This is a genomic window from Neobacillus sp. WH10 (assembly GCF_030123405.1).
Classification (GTDB): Bacteria; Bacillota; Bacilli; order Bacillales; family Cytobacillaceae; genus Neobacillus.
In genome coordinates this window covers 1519492-1535724 of record NZ_CP126110.1, presented here as the reverse complement: position 1 = coordinate 1535724, position 16233 = coordinate 1519492, and the positions used below count along the sequence as shown (strand labels likewise).

Annotated in this window: 18 protein-coding genes and 1 pseudogene; 7 read left to right on the top strand and 12 right to left on the bottom strand. The window is 36.9% G+C overall.

All coding sequences use genetic code 11. The annotated features are described in order from the left end of the window. The first annotated feature begins 120 nt into the window (after positions 1-120). Both QNH20_RS07175 and QNH20_RS07170 read left to right on the top strand, forming a co-directional pair. Positions 121-540: an HIT family protein gene (locus tag QNH20_RS07175; RefSeq protein ID WP_283922207.1), complete on the top strand. Its 420-nt coding sequence runs from the start codon at positions 121-123 to the stop codon at positions 538-540. 155 nt (positions 541-695) lie between these two features. Further along, complete coding sequence (locus tag QNH20_RS07170) at positions 696-1223, top strand: tryptophan transporter (protein ID WP_283922206.1); 528 nt, start codon at positions 696-698, stop codon at positions 1221-1223. A gap of 69 nt (positions 1224-1292) precedes the next feature. Here QNH20_RS07170 and yhzF read toward each other — a convergent pair whose 3' ends face one another. Next, positions 1293-1484: a membrane protein YhzF gene (gene yhzF, locus QNH20_RS07165; RefSeq protein WP_283922205.1), complete on the bottom strand. Its 192-nt coding sequence runs from the start codon at positions 1482-1484 to the stop codon at positions 1293-1295. A 172-nt stretch (positions 1485-1656) separates the two neighbouring features. Between yhzF and QNH20_RS07160 the strand changes: the two genes are divergently transcribed. Both QNH20_RS07160 and QNH20_RS07155 read left to right on the top strand, forming a co-directional pair. After that, entirely contained in the window at positions 1657-2019 is a 363-nt protein-coding gene (locus QNH20_RS07160; RefSeq protein ID WP_283922204.1) for a YtxH domain-containing protein, read from the top strand. Positions 2020-2199: 180 nt separating this feature from the next. Next, positions 2200-2775 (top strand): HTH-type transcriptional regulator Hpr, encoded by a 576-nt coding sequence (locus QNH20_RS07155; RefSeq protein WP_283922203.1) that lies wholly within the window; start codon positions 2200-2202, stop codon positions 2773-2775. 5 nt (positions 2776-2780) lie between these two features. On the opposite strand, the gene QNH20_RS07150 is transcribed toward QNH20_RS07155, so the two are convergent. Beyond that, the gene (locus QNH20_RS07150; protein WP_283922202.1) at positions 2781-3122 is read right to left on the bottom strand and encodes a DUF1878 family protein; all 342 of its coding nucleotides are present in this window, start codon (positions 3120-3122) and stop codon (positions 2781-2783) included. A gap of 230 nt (positions 3123-3352) precedes the next feature. Here QNH20_RS07150 and QNH20_RS07145 point away from each other — a divergent pair, with 230 nt between their 5' ends. Continuing rightward, positions 3353-3532, top strand: a complete 180-nt coding sequence (locus QNH20_RS07145; protein WP_283922201.1) for a hypothetical protein — start codon at positions 3353-3355, stop codon at positions 3530-3532. 107 nt (positions 3533-3639) lie between these two features. Here QNH20_RS07145 and QNH20_RS07140 read toward each other — a convergent pair whose 3' ends face one another. Next, positions 3640-3732, bottom strand: coding sequence for a YjcZ family sporulation protein (locus tag QNH20_RS07140; protein WP_283922200.1), 93 nt, complete (start codon positions 3730-3732; stop codon positions 3640-3642). Between the two features lie 37 nt (positions 3733-3769). Continuing rightward, a pseudogene (locus QNH20_RS07135) lies at positions 3770-3853 on the bottom strand (YjcZ family sporulation protein); the annotation flags it as partial. A 224-nt stretch (positions 3854-4077) separates the two neighbouring features. Between QNH20_RS07135 and QNH20_RS07130 the strand changes: the two are divergent. Further along, positions 4078-4953, top strand: coding sequence for a peptidylprolyl isomerase (locus QNH20_RS07130; protein ID WP_283922199.1), 876 nt, complete (start codon positions 4078-4080; stop codon positions 4951-4953). 138 nt (positions 4954-5091) lie between these two features. Here the strand turns inward: QNH20_RS07130 and QNH20_RS07125 are convergent, their stop codons facing one another. The 6 genes from QNH20_RS07125 to QNH20_RS07100 all read right to left on the bottom strand — a co-directional run bounded on the left by QNH20_RS07125 (position 5092) and on the right by QNH20_RS07100 (position 13226). Beyond that, positions 5092-5280 (bottom strand): sporulation YhaL family protein, encoded by a 189-nt coding sequence (locus QNH20_RS07125; RefSeq protein WP_283922198.1) that lies wholly within the window; start codon positions 5278-5280, stop codon positions 5092-5094. Positions 5281-5392: 112 nt separating this feature from the next. After that, positions 5393-6337 (bottom strand): 3'-5' exoribonuclease YhaM, encoded by a 945-nt coding sequence (gene yhaM / locus QNH20_RS07120; RefSeq protein ID WP_283922197.1) that lies wholly within the window; start codon positions 6335-6337, stop codon positions 5393-5395. 43 nt (positions 6338-6380) lie between these two features. Further along, positions 6381-9389 (bottom strand): ATP-binding protein, encoded by a 3009-nt coding sequence (locus QNH20_RS07115; protein ID WP_283922196.1) that lies wholly within the window; start codon positions 9387-9389, stop codon positions 6381-6383. A gap of 17 nt (positions 9390-9406) precedes the next feature. Continuing rightward, positions 9407-10627 (bottom strand): metallophosphoesterase family protein, encoded by a 1221-nt coding sequence (locus QNH20_RS07110; protein WP_283922195.1) that lies wholly within the window; start codon positions 10625-10627, stop codon positions 9407-9409. A 453-nt stretch (positions 10628-11080) separates the two neighbouring features. Next, positions 11081-12334 carry an ABC transporter permease gene (locus QNH20_RS07105; RefSeq protein ID WP_283922194.1) on the bottom strand — a complete coding sequence of 418 codons (1254 nt, stop codon included), beginning with the start codon at positions 12332-12334 and terminating at the stop codon, positions 11081-11083. Continuing rightward, positions 12327-13226 (bottom strand): ABC transporter ATP-binding protein, encoded by a 900-nt coding sequence (locus QNH20_RS07100; RefSeq protein WP_283922193.1) that lies wholly within the window; start codon positions 13224-13226, stop codon positions 12327-12329. The genes QNH20_RS07105 and QNH20_RS07100 overlap by 8 nt, the downstream gene beginning before the upstream one ends. A gap of 123 nt (positions 13227-13349) precedes the next feature. Here QNH20_RS07100 and QNH20_RS07095 point away from each other — a divergent pair, with 123 nt between their 5' ends. Then, the gene (locus QNH20_RS07095; protein ID WP_283922192.1) at positions 13350-13535 is read left to right on the top strand and encodes a YhzD family protein; all 186 of its coding nucleotides are present in this window, start codon (positions 13350-13352) and stop codon (positions 13533-13535) included. A 44-nt stretch (positions 13536-13579) separates the two neighbouring features. Here the strand turns inward: QNH20_RS07095 and QNH20_RS07090 are convergent, their stop codons facing one another. Together QNH20_RS07090 and QNH20_RS07085 are read right to left on the bottom strand one after the other, a co-directional pair. Next, entirely contained in the window at positions 13580-14371 is a 792-nt protein-coding gene (locus QNH20_RS07090; protein ID WP_283922191.1) for an enoyl-CoA hydratase, read from the bottom strand. Between the two features lie 147 nt (positions 14372-14518). Then, complete coding sequence (locus QNH20_RS07085; RefSeq protein WP_283922190.1) at positions 14519-16138, bottom strand: long-chain fatty acid--CoA ligase; 1620 nt, start codon at positions 16136-16138, stop codon at positions 14519-14521. Between the last annotated feature and the right edge of the window lie 95 nt (positions 16139-16233).

Here is a 16233-nt window from a genome sequence, read left to right as displayed (position 1 = left end):
CCTCCTTTATGTGTTTGGGCGGGGCTTTGAATTAATTGTCTTTCTAAATAAATGGTAGTACCATATTAGTTTTGTGTGGTAAAATAATACAAACATTTTTTTAGAGGGGTTGTGCATCAAATGAGTGATTGTATTTTTTGTAAAATAGTAAATGGCGAAATTCCAGCAGCAAAAGTGTTTGAAAATGAGCATGTATTAGCGTTTTTAGATATTAGTCAAGTGACAAAAGGTCATACTCTCGTCATTCCAAAGGTACATAAGGAGAACTTATTTGAACTGACTCCTGAAATAGCAAAAAATATTTTTGAGGTTGTCCCCTCCATTGCCAATGCGATCAAAAAAGAATTTAATCCGGCTGGTTTAAATATTATCAATAATAATGGCGAACTGGCAGGCCAGACTGTTTTTCATTTCCATATTCATCTGATTCCCCGCTATGGAAAAGGGGATGGATTGGGAGTAGTTTGGAAAAGCAACCAAAGCGATTATACACCACAAATATTACAAGAAATGGCAGCGAATATTAATAAACAATTATAAGTTTGCACTAAGAATAGTTGAGGGTTAATTTTCTGAAAATTATATCTTTATTAATTTTATAGTATTATGGTATAATTAAGTATGTTTTTCGCTGAAGGCAATCAGTGCACTGCAGGAGGAACAAATAGCTTAGGATAGCAGAGGAGAGATGAGAAATGAATACAAAGAACCTTGTAGTTTTAGCACTTTTAGCGGGAATTGGGGTAGTTTTACACACGGTAATGCCAGCGTTCCTTACCATTAAACCAGACATGATGTTGGCGATGATGTTTTTAGGAATTATTCTTATTCCAGAAATAAAAAGTGTCATGCTGTTAGCGATTGTTACCGGAGTATTATCCGGCATAACCACTAGTTTCCCTGGTGGGACAATTCCGAATATCATCGATAAGCCTGTCACCGCACTAATCTTTTTCGGTTTATTTTTAGCCTTAAAAAGATACCGAAACTCGATTATTAGCGTTGGAGTTTTAACTGGTGTCGGAACATTGGTTTCAGGCACGATCTTTTTAGGATCAGCCTACTTGTTAGTAGGTTTACCAGGCCCATTCGCAGCAATTTTTGCGGCAGGTGTTTTACCAGCTGTTGTCCTCAATACCGTAGTAATGGTTATTTTGTATCCAGTGGCTCAATCAATTGTCAAAAGAACTAATTTGTCATCAGCTTCCGTCATTCAAAAGTAATGCACGGGATCCTTTTTAAGAAAAGAACCCCAAGGGGTTCTTTTCTTAAATTACATACTACAAAGTCTACTATACAAAGCTTGAAAGCATAATAGCAACTATCAAAGCAATTCCTCCCGCCCCGGCTAATGCAGTCGCTCTTTTCTTTAGTACTTGTTTTGGCGGATAAACACCGAGTCTTTTTAAATCAAATAAATATTTACATGCTCCCAAAAAAAGAAAAGCACTTAAGATAAATAACGTCACTGTTACACTCTTCATCTTTTTGTCCCCCTACTAAATATCGTAAATTAGAACAATGGTTGTAACTATTTATATGTTATACCGTCCATTCCTATGAACAAGGTCTATTTAAAGCAGAGGGATGATAGGATTATTATTCGAAAAAAATTTATTTTCAAATAGTTGTCAATATTTGGAGGTAGCAAGTAAAATGAAATTAAAACATTTTTTTTATGGATTTATAGCTGGTGGTCTTGCTGCAGGTATTAGTACGATGCTAACAGCTCCAAATTCAGGAGATGTTACCAGAGCTCAATTAAAAAATAAGCAACAACTAGTGCTTAAGCAATTACGTGAACTTAAAACAAACCTAATACAAATAAAAGATTCTGCCACCGTTGCAACAAAAGAAGGAAAAATGAATATTTTAACGTTTCTGTCTGAAGTTAAAATCTCTCTCACCCAATGGGAGAAAGAGATATGCCTTCAACAACAAGCAATTCAAAAAGAACTTATTGAAATGAAAGAAACAGTCCAAAAGTTAGAGAGGGAATTTTCAGAATATATCAAATAAAATAAATTTGTTAGTTCTTTATCAAAATGTTAGGGAGGAGTAGGAATTTTTTATCATAATTTCAAATTTCAATATAAAATTATCGTAATTTCTAAAAATTTTGTGAATTAATATCTTTATTAATTTTTACTTTATTGGCATAATGATAATAGAGAAATATAAAAGTAGGTGAAAATGGGGATGACCGAGAAACAATATTCGATGAAAGAAGCGATGATTTTTAGTCAGAGAATTACGCAATTAAGTAAAGCATTATGGAAGTCAATCGAAAAAGACTGGCAGCAATGGATTAAGCCTTATGATTTAAATATTAATGAACATCATATTCTTTGGATTGCCTACCATTTGAATGGCGCCTCCATCTCGGATGTAGCCAAATTCGGGGTAATGCATGTCTCAACAGCTTTTAATTTTTCAAAAAAATTAGAAGAACGAGGTTTGTTAAAATTTTCAAAAAAAGAAAATGACAAACGGAATACCTACATTCAACTCACCGACAAAGGGGAAGAGATTTTACTTCAATCAATGGAAACTTATGAGCCCAACGGAAATGCCGCTTTTTCTGGAGCATTGCCACTGCGGGAATTGTATGGTAAGTTTCCGGAAATTATTGAAATGATGGCGATTGTTCGCAATATTTACGGTGAAGATTTTATGGAGATTTTTGAACGTTCTTTTCATAACATTGAAAGTGAATTTGTTGAAGAAAATGGGACACTGAAAAAGGCGAAAAAGACGGAACAAGAGTTAGCATAAAAACTCTATTTTAAGTATTTTTCGAACTCCTGAAAAAGAGGCTCGTACAATTTCTGAAGTAAGCATGCCTTTATCACATCGTCTATCTTCATTTTTGCTGGTAAAGAAGCTGAAAATTTAGCAAAAAGCGGATGAAAGTAAACATACCCTTCCGCTTTTTGTTCGTCTAATTTCTTGCTCAATTCATTACATAAATAATAGAACTTGTCTATTTCTTGCTCGGTTAACCCATATTCGATGATAAGCTTATAAAATTCAAGATTTGGGTTGTTAAGCAGCTTCACTAACAGCTTCTGGTGATATTCAAGTAAATTTATTCTTTTCAACAGCAATTCATGTTCATTCATAACAATAGCCCTCTTTTCGAACCTTTCATTACCCTATATTCATTATTCACCATAAAAGGAGAAGGGTAAACCTTTTTATATTAGTAAAAAAATAATACTTTAACAGCTTATACTGGATTTATTTACGTTCGAAAAAAGTCTACCATTCTTCCATTCTTTTTGACTATCTTTTTTTTGTTATTTTTGGTATTGTATTAAACATAACATGAACAACAGGGAGGGAATCATTGATGATCTCCGTTTTTATTGTCTTCGCTATTTTTATCTTGTTTTATGTAAATAAAATGACCTATTCTCTTTGTATCCAAAAAGAAATCCCAGAGGAAAACCAGCATAAGGTATTCCGCACGATAAATGTTCTTATTACGATATTACTGATATCATCTTACGTGGAAATTTTATATACATAATCCAACAATGAAAAAAGTGAATGGTTTGGATTTGTCATTTTAAAACAACTAATAAAAAATCGAAGCGATGAGGAAGGTCTCATCGCTTTTAGTTTGTCAATATTTTTTTAATAGATCCAAGAAGCTCCTATGATTACTAATAGGATGAAAAGGACTACGACTAACGCAAATCCACCACCGTAACCTACTCCACCAGACATAAATCTTTACCTCCTCTCATGAAAGTAATTTGCCTTTTTAATAAACCCAAGCGGCCCCTACAATTATTAATAAGATGAAAAGGACTTCGATTAATGCAAAGCCAACTCCATAACCTCCACCACTAAATAAATACCTCCTTTTTCATTTGCTAACATATACTATTCATCTAGTCTTCATTTCGTTTAGGCACTTACCATATTTTTTATGGAAAAGTCCTATACTGCCTTTAAGTAATTTTCAATAAATACTTATACCTTTTATTTTTGCAGTAGTTCCCATTTATGTTATAGTAAAGGATGTGGACATAAAGCCCATAAGAATTTACTGTTTAGGAGAGATTCAGCATGAAAAAATGGATATTAGCCCTCACATTAACTGGTGGGGTTCTTACATTAGGCGCTTGTAATCAAAGTGGATCTAATACAGTGGCAGAAAGTAAGGCAGGAAATGTTACACAAGAAGAACTTTATAACTCAATGAAGGACAAGGTTGGTGACCAAGCCCTTCAACAGCTTATGTATGAAAAAGTTCTTTCAAAGAAATACAAAATATCAGATAAAGAATTAAATGAAAAAGTCGATCAATTAAAATCACAACTTGGTGCAAATTTTGAAGCAACTATTGCACAATATGGGTATAAAAGCGAAGCAGATTTCAAGAAAACAATGGAACTTGGTATGATGCAGGAAAAAGCAGCAATGAAAGACGTAAAAGTAACGGAAAAAGAATTAAAGGAATATTATGATGACTATCAACCGGATATTAAAGCACGTCATATACTTGTTGCTGATGAAGCAACCGCAAATGAGGTAAAGAAAAAGCTTGATGACGGAGCAAAATTTGAAGATGTTGCGAAAGAATACTCAACAGATACAGCTTCCGCTCAAAATGGCGGCGATTTAGGTACAATCAACAATACGAATAAAGCGCAATATGATCCTGACTTTATAAAAGCAGCTTTTGCACTTAAAGCTAATGAAATTAGTGCACCAGTAAAAACTCAATTTGGGTACCATATTATCCAAGTAACAGAGAAAAAAGAGAAAAAGCCATATGAAGAAATGAAGAAAGATATTGAGTATCAAGTAAAACAATCTAAATTAACTAGTGATGTCATCAACAAAGCAATGCAGCGTGAACTAAAAGCAGCAGACGTAAAAGTAACCGATAAAGACTTAAAAGACGCACTTGCGGCGGAAAAATCTTCAGAGAAGAAATAAAAATAGCTTAAGCACATCTTTAATAGCTTTTACACTTGCCGCTGGGTGATTTTACTGGACAATCGGCAAAGTGCATTGCTATTAATTCTAAGATTATATGAAAAAGCGGAAGCGCACATAATGTCACTTCCGCTTTTCTTATTCCCCTGTAGACCTAAGTTCTTCGCGTAACTCTTTTTCACGCTCCAGACGTTTAATATAAATCTCTCCTTCGCGCTCGATGTCTTCCAATTCTACCAACCGCTCTTCTCTGCCCGTTTTTATTGCCATGAGTGCACTGATCACAATTCCAACCACAACTGCATAAATCCAAATAGGAATAGTCAATTCTCTTGCTCCCTTCTTTAGTGGTTGTCCACTTTTGTATTACAACTTATTCGACTTTTTGAAAAATATTCTATTCTTTTAAAAAAAAATAACCCAACATGAGGGTTATTCATTAATTGTGAAACACTGGCTTATAAAATGACCGGTTATCCAAGGCATAAATTCGTTCTGAAAATTCACCAGGCTTCACTCTTTCTAATGCACGGTCAAGCATGTTCATTTTTGCATCAAGATTATCTATATAGTGGAGAATTTCTGCTTCCTTAATCAATGGTGGTTTTGGACTGCCCCATTCAGCTTTTCCATGATGACTTAGGACAAGATGTTGTAAAATTAACACTTCTTCCCCGGAAATCCCAAGTTCTTCAGCTGCTTTGCCAATTTCGTTAATCATAATAGTGATATGACCTAACAAATTTCCCTCAATGGTATAGACCGTCGAAACCGGACCCGATAATTCCATTACCTTCCCCATATCATGTAAAATGACTCCAGCATACAGGAGATCCTTATCAAGACTAGGATATAGCGAAGCAATTGCCTTGGCCAAGTCAAGCATGCTAACAACGTGATATGCAAGTCCTGAAACAAACTCATGATGATTTTTAGTGGCAGCAGGATATTCCAAAAAGGACTTTTGATGTTTCTTTATTAAATGACGGGTTATCCTTTGGATATTAGGATTTTTCATTTCAAAAATATACTGTGTCAGCTTACTGACCATTTCTTCCTGACTAAGTGGGGCAGTCTCAAGAAAATCATCCAGCTTCACCCCATCAGAAGGGCCTGTTCTTCGGATTTGGCGAATTTTAAGCTGACTTTTGCCGCGATAATTTTGTACTTCTCCAAGAATTTTTACAATACTTTGAGCTGCGTAATTTTTTTCATCTTCCTCACCTGCATCCCAAAGTTTTGCCTCAATTTCTCCACTTTGATCTTGCAGAATTAATGTCAAAAAAGGCTTCCCATTACTCGCAATCCCTTTTGTCGAACTTTTTATTAAGAGAAATAATTCAGCCTGTTCTCCAACGTCATAATGTAATATTCCCTTTTCCAACCTATCCACGCTCCTTCCCATAGAATGAGTATAACATATACAACTATTTCTCTATTAAATAATCTAATGCAGCACCTTTTTCTAATAAAAGAATATCTTCCCTCCGGAAATGCTGAAGTAAGTGTGAATGACAAGTAAAAAATAATATTTGATTCCTTTTAAGCGTTTTAAGAAGTTCAATCACTTTGTGTGTTCTATTTGCGTCGAAATTAACAAAGCTATCATCAATGATAATGGGAAACTGGTATTTTTCATAAAGTGTTGTTGCCAAAGCAAGTCGAATAGATACATATAACTGTTCCATGGTTCCTTGGCTTAGCTCATTTGCTTCAAATAAAGTATGATCCTCTCTCTCAACAAGAAAACCAGAACCTGAATTCTGCAGGTGAATCTTTTGGTAGCTGCCATTTGTGAGAAAAGACATGTACTCTTCAGCTTTGGAGAGCATCCTTGGTAAATGAACGGTTTTATATTTATCTATCGTTTGCGACAAAATTTCTTGAGCTAAACAATAGACAGACCACTCTTTCGCTGTAACTTCCAGTTCAAATTTTTTCTGCTTGTAGTGGTGAAGAATGTCTGAATACACACCGCCTTCTTCAAGTATTTGAATCTCGTACTTTATTGAAGCATGTTCCTCTTGAAGCTTTTTCAAATTTGCTTGCAAATGTTGGGCTTCAAGATTACATTCCGCGATTACTTCATCACTGTTATGAATAAGTAAATAGTTTTCCCTAACCTGTTTAGGAAGGATTGAGTATTGAAGTTGGCTCTTTAGATGATCTAGTCTTTCAAAAAGCTTGCTATATTTTTCAGCTTGTTCTCCAAGTTTATAGAATTGCTGCTCTGTTTCTACCTTTGCAGCCTGTAAGAGCCTGTTGTGTTCAGCTTGTAAAAGCTCCAGTTCTTGAGATTTTTGCTTCAAATCAGCTTTTAGCTCGTCAAGCTTACCCAGTCTCTCTTGACTCTTAATTTGCTTTTCATGCTCTTCCTTAAGCTTGTTCCGTAGTAGATAGGCTGAATTATGTAAATCTAAGCCTTTTTCTTGCAAAAAACGATTCTCATAAAATTTTAAGCCTTCTACTATTTTCGCCTGCTCCTGATTAATTTGCTCTAGTCTAATATGCAGTTGGCTTTTATCTCTGCAAATGGACTTATATTGCTCAATAAATTCAAAAGCTTCTTGTAAAAAAGATGCAGCAATATATTCAGGTATCTTTAATTCACTGCTTATAGATAACAGCTTTTCTTTATTTTGAGCTGACTCTACTTCCCATTCTTCAATTTTAGCCAGTATCTTTTCAAATTGAGATTGCTGCTGTTTCAACTTCGTTTTTAACATCTGCAGCTCTTCTCGCCTTTGATTATCCAGCATTAATTGGTTCTCGAGCTTTGTGATATCCAAATATACTAAGGATTGGAGATTTTCCTTAAACTGTTTTTCTTTTTCTCTTAAACCATTAAGTGTTTCCTTCATTTCTCCTTCTTTAAAGGGTTTTGTGCTTTTTGCCATAAAAATAGCAATTGCCATACATCCTAACACGCCCAAAAATAAGAAAACCCACTCCTTTGTTAACAAGCTATACAATGTCAGCCCTAATAAAATGAACTCAAAAAGAAAAAACTGAACCCTTTTCTGCTTTTTCATACGTTCATGTACGGCTTGCTCTCGATCAATTGTCTGTTGATAGAATTCGATTTTATCCTGTAAGGTCTTTAATTCCCATTCCAGGCTTTTCTTATCATTTCCATCAACTTGCTCCTTAATCAGTACCCGTTCATGTTTAGGAAGAATCTGGCTCTCAGCAAATCGGACATCCTTTTCTATTTCTTCCAATGTAATTTTTTCTTCTTGTAACCGATTCTCTAACTCTTCCTTTACTTCTACAAGTTTTTGTCTTTTTCGGGAAACTATCTCCACTTGATTTCTCATAAAAATATTTGTATTAATGGAAGAAATCTCTTCTTCATTTAATGGTAAATGAAGCTTCTCTCTTGTAATGGAAAGCTTATCTTCATACTCTGTTAGTTTCGCTTCACATTGCTGTTTCTTAAGCCTTAATTGCTCCATAATTGGAACTTGATCAAGCAATGTTAAGATTGCGGTCTCATTTTCAAGAAATAAAAGATCCGGCTCTATATCAGCTAATTCTTTTTTCAAATTTTCAATTCTCTCGGCAATACTGATTATTTCTGCATTATGGGGGTGAATTAGCTGATTTAATTTTTCAATTCTTTCAATCCCTCGCACAGGGAACTCGATTTCTCCCAGATCGTTAATCTCCTTCTTTGTCCACATTTCTTCTCTAACGATAGACTCAATTCTCTTCCATTCATTCAATTTCTCGATCCTATCGCTAATTCCATGAAGTGAGTCATTTATTGCTGCCATTTCCTTCTGAAGTATCTCTTTTTTTGCAACCAAATTTTCATATTCCTTATTTTTTGCTGCCGCTTTTTTCAATTCTCCATTTATTTCATGAAGTGCCTGTAATTTTTCATTCAATATTGGTTTCTTTCCCGAGGGCTTAAAGCGGGAATCTAACTCTTTCTGCAGGAAAATTTCGGCTTTTGATAACCGTTCTGTTCCTAATGCACCGGCGGAGAAGAGGAATTTACCAATTTCTTCACCCTTCATTTGGTGAATATTTTGCAAGCCATGCAAATTAAACGAATAAATGGCTTGGAATAAGCCTTTATCAAAATTCGCTGTCAGTACTTTTAAAAGCTCTTCACCGCCAATCGTTCCTGAATCTAAGATTACCTTCACATCGCCTGCAGCTTTTCCTTTAATCCGCTCAACGACAGCGTAACCTAGCTCTTCATGATAAATTCTAATTTTGCCGCCGTATTTTGTACTATGTTTTGGCTCGTAGCGCAGCTCGGCTTGTTGTTTTGTGGGAAATTCGAATAATATTCCATGAATAAAAGCCATAATCGTAGATTTGCCAGCTTCATTTTCACCAAAAAAAACCTGAAAATCACCAAGGTTCGTAATTTTGACATTTTCTAATTGTCCGTAGCCGTATATGTGTATCTCAATAATTTTCAAATAATCTCCCCCCTTTCTTATGGTTGATAAAGTAATTCAATTAGCATTTTCTCTGCTTTTTCAAGGAGTTCATTTTGCTCAGAGGTTGATAAATAAGATAAATACTTTCTACCTAATTGATGCTCATACAACGGAGCTAAAGCGAGATCAACATTTTCAAAATGAGCAAATGTTTCAAATAGCTCCGCATAAAAATTGGCTTCTGTTTTCAATTGTTCTTTATCAATATGGAAACTTTCTGAAATGATTAAGTCCACTATCCAAACAAAGGACTCCTCATCCTTTTCTTCTTCAAATAGAAGCTCTAGAAGCTCGCTGTGTAAACTTCTTTTTTCACGGTCATCGGCCAATTGAATATTTTTTAAAGAAAGAGTTAAAAGTGTTCCCTGTTGAACTCTACGAACACTATTGATTGCCGTCTGGCATAAACGAAGAACATCTTGAAAACAACTTACAGCGGCAGCATCAATCACAGTCTCCTCCCAGATCAAATCGGATGACTCGATAAAGTCCATTTTTACATCAAGCTCTGTCAATGTAACATGATAGAACCCTTTACTGCCTGATTCCTTCTTATTTCTTCCTTGGATATTACCTGGATAGACAATAGGGGGATTTTCAGACAAAACAGCCCGTTTATGGATATGTCCCAAGGCCCAATAATCAAAGTCTTTTTCCTGTAAATCCTTAACTGAAAATGGAGCATAGTTATCGTGCTCAGTTCCTGCACTTTCATTGCCATGTAGAATTCCGATGTGAAAATCTGCCCCCTCTGCCTTCTTATAATCATCTATTTTCCGATCAAACACATGCCTTGTTGGGTAGCTAAAGCCATAAAGATGGACGCACTCACCACTCTTCGTCTTCAGCGCCTTTGTTTCCACCTCACTATGAAACAAATGAACATTCGCCGGCATGTCAAGGTGCACCCATGAACCATTTAAATGGTCGTGGTTTCCATGAACGACATAAACGGGTATATTCTTTTCCTCAAGCTTCAACATTTCCGTCCGAAAGCGTGATTGTGCCCGTAAGCTGCGATCCTCTCCATCGAATAAATCTCCCGCTAAGATGACAAAATCAACCTGCCGCTCGATAGCCGCGGTTGTTAGCTTTTTTAAGGATGTAAAGGTACTCTCCTTCATCCTAGAAAAGATATTAGCCGGCAAATGCTTTAATCCAATCATAGGGCTGTCTAAATGAAGATCAGCTGCATGAATAAACGATATCTTTTTCATAAGAAATTCCTTTCACCGTCTTTTCTCCATTGTAGCATTTCCAAAAAACGAATGCACGTTCTACTTATAAAGCGAAAGCGCACGTTTAGCGGCGTATGGACTGGAGTGCTTCGACTGAGATAAAGGAAAATCGAAAAGCGAAAGCGCCTTCGGAACAAGCACAGCTTGTTCCTGGGAGGATTATTCTAAGGAGCTTTCCTTAGTGCTCAGGGGTGACAGGCATAAGACGAGCCGGCGAGAAGGCTGCTTTTTAGCCTTCTTGACGGATTGGCTTATGACCCCGAGCCCCTAGGCGCTGTAGCTAGACAACACGGAGAGCGCAAGCGATCCAATGTTGACTTATCGTAGGGAGATGCGCGAAGTACACTAGCCGCGGGGGGCTGGAGCTGGATTGTTTTCGAATTTCAGAAAATTAAAGAGCTTTTATCAAAAATGATAAAAGCTCTTAATTCGTTATTCGTTTTTAGTTAATTGCAGTGCCTTTTTAATATCTTTATAGGAATTAGACTTCCCATACATTAAGACGCCGCCTCGATAGACACGGGCACCAAATATGGCTAATACAGCGATGGTTGCAACAAGAATAACGATTCCCAAGATTGCTTCCCATGCAGGTATTGTCAGCATTCCAACACGTAAAAACATAATCATTGGTGTAAAGAATGGAATATAAGACGTTGCTGTAATGAATGGTGCATCAGGTTTACCAAGCCCAAACATAGCAATCATAAATCCTGCCACCACAAGTAACGTCATCGGCGTAATCATCTGCTGCACATCTTCAATCCGACTGACAAGAGAGCCCAAAAAGGCAGCAAGAGTGGCATAAAGGAAGTAGCCGAGGATAAAGAAAATTACGGCATATACGATGGTCATTACTGGAATATCGCCAAACCCGTATACACCAAAAAAGCCATCTTTTAATGATTCCATGTTTTTTGATAACGAGTAGTATCCAATAATCAGAAATACTGCTAATTGCGTCAGACTTAATAGTCCAATCCCCAATATTTTTGCAAACATTTGCTTGATTGGCGATACACTCGAAATTAATATTTCCATTACCCTTGAGGACTTTTCTGTCGCTACCTCCATCGCAATCATATTAGCGTACATGATGACAGCGAAATAAATAATAAACAGCAGAACGTATACGAGTCCCCGAGCCTGATTGAGTTCCTCTTCTGTTTTGGCGTTTTTCTCGAGCGCAAATTTCTCAAAAGAAACTGGTTCATAAAGCTTTTGCAGTTGAGCAGGAGCCAAATTAATCTGTGAAGCTGCCAGCATCGTTTTTACTTGCTGCAATGCCGTCTGAAGATCGGTAAAAAGTGAGGAATCTGCGATACTCATTGCTTTATAGGTCGCTTCCGGCAGTTTTTCTGTATTAAATCGCAACTGAATAACTCCTGTAACGTCACCTTTTTCTACAGCTTTTTCCGCCTCTTTTTCACTACCCTTGTAAAGCTTTAGATTAATATCTTTGTTAATTGTTTTTAATTGCTGTTTAAAAGGTTCATAAAGTGCCCCGCTTTCATCCAACACTGCAACATTCTCTTTTCCTCCATTTTTATCGAAAATATCTATGATATTATTGATATTTGTCAGGGCTAATACGAGAACAAGCGTCAGAAGTGTCGTAACGATAAACGATTTACTTTTTAGTTTGTTTAGATAAGTATGAAATAAGATAATCCAAAAACTATTCATAAGAATTACCTACTTTCTCGATAAAAATATCATTTAAAGAAGGCTCTTCGAGGGCAAATTTTCGAATGAATCCTTTGCCTACAATCTCTTTAAGTATACTCTCTGCCACCCTTTCTCCTTCAATCTGTAATAGAATTCCTTCCATCGTCGGTGTTGCTTTTACAACACCCGGATAATTTTTCAATGAATCTAAAGGAAATTCAGCATGGATAATGAGATTCTTTTTGCCAAACTCGCGTTTAATCTCCTTTAACGCACCATGGACTACAGGTTTTCCTTTTTGCATAATGCAGAGATGCTCACACATCTCCTCCACATGATGCATTTGATGGCTTGAGAATACGATGGTTGCCCCTTTTTGTTTAAGGGTTAAGACAGCATTCTTAAGCATTTCAACATTTACGGGATCAAGTCCGCTAAATGGCTCATCCAGAATTAATAATTTTGGTCTATGTACAACAGCCGCAATGAATTGGATTTTCTGTTGGTTTCCCTTGGATAACTCCTCCACCCTTTTATTCTCATACTCTGGAATTTTAAATCGCTCCAGCCAGGATTTTAGTTCGATAAGTGCCTCATTCTTTTGCATCCCTCTTAGTCTCGCTAAATAGATGATTTGGTCACGAACTTTCAGCTTCGGATACAAGCCTCTTTCTTCTGGCAGATAGCCGACCAAATGGCTGGTTGAATAATCAATCGGCCGATTATCCCACGTTATTTTTCCAGCGCTACTGTCGAGTAAGCCTAATATCATCCGAAACGTAGTTGTTTTTCCGGCACCGTTTGCTCCTAAAAACCCAAACATTTCTTTTTCAGGAATTGTTAATGATAAATCGTCCACGGCCGTAAATTGTCCAAAACGTTTAGTAACATGTTCAAGTTTAAGACCCATTTTACTTCCCCCTTTCTTTCTTTAATACGAATATACCATATTATGGTTTCACTTTCTTTTTTTGCACTATTTTAAGAATTATGCAAAAATAGAAGTATATTAATTAATAAAGGGGTTTTAGTAATGAAAACTTATAAATTAACAGCATTTGAAGCAAATGGCGATAAGCTTTTAGACGAAACCTTTGAGGCTGAAAATGATGATGCAGCAAAGAAACAAGGGGAACAACTATTATCAGAGAAAGACTTATTAGAAAAGACGCATCGATGCACTTCACCAAGCGGCAAGCTGCTGCTTTTTCATTCTTAATGTACGAAAAAAAACAAAGAAGCTCACTGAGCTTCTTTGTTTTTTTACTTTCCGATATATCTCGGTTTCCTTTTTTCTATAAAGGCTTTGATCCCTTCTTGATGATCAATGGTTTCACGCATTTTTTGCTGCCCGTATTTTTCTAATTCCAGGATTTTCAATAATTGCGGACGGTTCTTCTCAGCCATAATTTTTTTCGTTTTAATCATCGCCTGAACAGGACGGCTTAACCAATCAGCGATTCGTGCCTCTAGAGTCTGCTGAAGTTCACCATCTGCTACCTCTTGAATAAGTCCCAGCTTTAACGCTTCATCCGCACTGAGCATTTTCCCATCCCAAATGACCTGCTTTGCTTTCGTCTCACCCAATCTTTTTTCTAAAAAGAAGTGAGCACCGCCGTCAGGAATTAAACCAATGCCAATAAAATTCATCGCAAGCTTGCTTGTTTTGTCAGCAATAATATAGTCTGTTGCCAATGCTAAACTAAATCCCAACCCTGCAGCTGCACCTGAAACAGCACTAATGGTTAGTTTCGGCATGCTATAAAGAGTAATGATCAATTCACTTATGCAGTCCATAACCGGAAAGAAATCGCTCTCATTTATGTTTGAAAGCATCGTTTTAATGTCGCCGCCTGCTGAAAAGGCTCTGCCTCTTCCTGTTATCACCACAATATCAATTTCATCTGAATCGCTAATTTCTTTTAATTTACAAACAAGCCCCTTAATTACATCAGTATCCATTGCATTTAATGTTTCAGGTCTGTTCATTTCCAGTGTTGCAACACGGCCATCTACTCGCAAATTTACCTTATCGGTTACAAAATTGGTTGACACGGCAAATCCCCCCCTTTTCTTCATTCATTTCCATTATATACGGAATGGTCAGGAATAAAAACAAATTTTCTTAATATATCGAATTTTCCTTTCTCCTTCAAAAAATCATAGCAAAAGGTAGTGGAAAAATCCCCTGACCCCTTTTGGTTAACTTTTTCGCGATAGTTCTTTTTGTACTTGATCTCTTAAGGCCATCTTTAGGAATTTGCCAACTGATGTCTTAGGAATTTCCTCAAGGAAAAGGATATCATCAGGAATCCACCATTTAGCAAACTGTGGTTTTAAAAATTCTATTAATTCTTCCTTTGCTGTTTTCCCTTTATAAGCATCCTTTAACACGACACATGCAAGTGGCCGTTCCTGCCATCTTTCATGTGGCACCGCGACAACTGCTGCTTCAAATACAGCCTCATGTGCCATTAAGGCATTTTCTAAATCTACCGATGAAATCCACTCGCCACCACTCTTAATTAAATCCTTTGTACGATCAACGATTTTCACAAAACCTTCCTCGTCAATCGTGACGACGTCCCCGGTGTGGAGCCAGCCATCGTTAAATGCCCCCTCTGTCCGCTCATCTTTATAATATTCAGAGGCAATCCATGGGCCGCGAATGCACAATTCACCCATTTCTTTGCCGTTCCAGGCGACCTCGCCGTCCTTGCCAAGGATTTTTATTTCTAAACCAGGGACTATAATTCCTTGTTTTGCCCGTAATTCTAGTCTCTCCTCATAATCTAATTCTTCTTGGTAGCTTTTTAGATTTGAAAAGAGCGCAAGCGGACTTGTTTCAGTCATCCCATATGCATGCATAAATGGCACATTATATTTTTGCTCAAAGGCTTTAATCATCCCTTTTGGTGCTGCAGAACCACCGCATAAAATTCCTCTTAGACTACTTAGATCATAAGAACCTTCATCAAGTTCCTTTAGTAATCCCAGCCAGATTGTTGGAACGCCGCTCGTGATTGTAACTTTTTCTTGTTCAATTAACTCAGCCAATAATTTTGGTGTGAAATATGGCCCTGGAAGAACGAGGGTCGCACCAAACCAAACTCCTGAAAATGGCATGCCCCAGGCATTTGCATGGAACATTGGGACAACAGTCAGAGCGATATCTTTTTCACTAATGCCTGCATTGTCGGCAAGCCCTAAAGCCAAACTGTGCAGAAAAATACCTCGATGGGAATAGACAACTCCCTTTGGGTTTCCAGTCGTTGCAGATGTATAGCACATACCAGCAGGATCATTTTCATCAAGATCTTCTGGGTATTTGAATTCGGGATTAGCTTCAGCTAAAAGGTGTTCATAATGATAAACAGGAGAGAGTGTTGTTTCCGGCAATTCTTTTTCATCGGTCATAACGATAAATGCCTTAACAGTTTTTAATTTTGCAGCGCAGCTTTCAAGTAATGGCAGGATGTCTGCGTCTATGAGGAGAACTTTATCTTCTGAGTGATTGATAATGTAGGATATATGCTGAGGTGATAATCGGATGTTAATGGTATGAAGCACGGCACCCATACATGGAATGGCAAAGTAGGCTTCCAGGTGCCGATGGTGATTCCATGCTAATGTTCCAACCTTCTCACCTTTTGTAACTCCTAATTTTACTAGACTATCGGCAAGCCTTCTCGTTCTTTCGGCAATTTGTTTGTAGGTAAATCTGTGAATGCCACTTGCGGTTCTTGATATAACTTGTTTCTTTGGAAAATACCTTTCTGCCCTTTCAATCATTTGAGTCATCGTTAAAGGTGTTTGCATCATTGCGAATATCCCCCTCCAATTATGAACGTGTTTTAGTTGACCTATTGAAGTGTATAGATCAATCCATTTTAACATTCGACATTCAGAAGGAGAAT